Origin of the sequence: Brunnivagina elsteri CCALA 953 (assembly GCF_002289455.1) — a bacterium.
GTDB classification, from domain to species: Bacteria; Cyanobacteriota; Cyanobacteriia; order Cyanobacteriales; family Nostocaceae; genus Brunnivagina; species Brunnivagina elsteri.
On record NZ_NTFS01000798.1, the window covers coordinates 1 to 1040 of the forward strand.

The window sequence follows — 1040 nt, forward strand, 5'->3', positions numbered from 1 at the left end:
AATATATCTAGCAATAATGAGAAATTGAGTCGTGATATATCGGCAGAAAAAATTGATAGTAAAATTTAAGTTGATGAACCAAATTACTCAATTTTTAGAGTATATTACTGACTAAGTAACGTATCATTGTTAGGACTTTGATGCGTTACTAATGTAAAAAAAAACTATTTTAGACAATTAAGGATTAATTAAGCGATCGCCTAATTTATTCCAGGTTCTTGAACCAACCATTCCATCTACTACTAAACCAAAATTTGTTTGGAATTTTTTCACTGCTTGCTCTGTTTTTGAACCAAATTTTCCATCCACACCACCAGTACGATAACCTTGGGATTCTAAAAGCTGTTGTAGGAGCGTGACAGCTTCACCTTGAGAATTATTTCGTATAATTGGTAATTGAGAAGATTGGGTTACAGCTTGTGTTTCGACTGACATAATCTATTCCTCCAAATTGGAATTTTAATGCTTTTGTCAAGTTTTAAATCCTAATAATCACTCCACACACCTGAAAAAAATAGCGAGGGCTTCTATTAAAAGCATCTCTATTTAATCTTCTATTAGCATCCACCTATAGGAGGAGTTATTACTGATCGAGTTTGGAAATAATTAGTTTTTGGATTTATGAAATATGAGATAGTTTTAAGTAATCAGACAAAATTAACTACACAAAAATATGGTCTAAAATCCTTGATTAGCGAAGGATTGATAAATAACTAATATGTAATTAATTCTGTCCAGGTACTGACCTTATCTTGGACGAATTATTCAGCGATAAACTTTCTCCACAAAAAACATATCAACCACTACACCATTCATCAAACTCCCCTTTCCTTAATGTTTCTGGAAATTCTTCACAAAATTCTTCAAATGCTGTTTTCTCAATTCGTTTTGCCTCCTGATGGGCAATTTCTGCTTGTAATTCATCAACCACACCCCAAGCAGCAGCACATTCTTCTGAGCGTGGAGAAGTTATAGCACAAATTTCGCGGGATTTTTTTATTGCGTCTTGTAGTTCTTGCTCGAGTAAAATTGTTCTAGGT

At 33.4% G+C, this 1040-nt stretch carries 2 protein-coding genes; both read right to left on the reverse strand.

Annotated elements, in window-relative coordinates; translation table 11 throughout:
- Nucleotides 1-177: 177 nt before the first annotated feature.
- On the reverse strand, nt 178-435 hold the full coding sequence (locus CK510_RS30740) for a peptidoglycan-binding domain-containing protein (RefSeq protein WP_095725168.1): 258 nt from the start codon (nt 433-435) through the stop codon (nt 178-180).
- 361 nt (nt 436-796) lie between these two features.
- Nucleotides 797-1040, reverse strand: a 244-nt coding sequence (locus CK510_RS30745) for a CP12 domain-containing protein (protein ID WP_245912543.1), incomplete at its 5' end; no start/stop codon positions are given.

What these genes read in the sequence shown, in the direction of transcription:
- CK510_RS30740 (WP_095725168.1), bottom strand. Translation starts at nt 435, where the DNA reads ATGTCAGTCGAAACACAAGCTGTAACCCAATCTTCTCAATTACCAATT.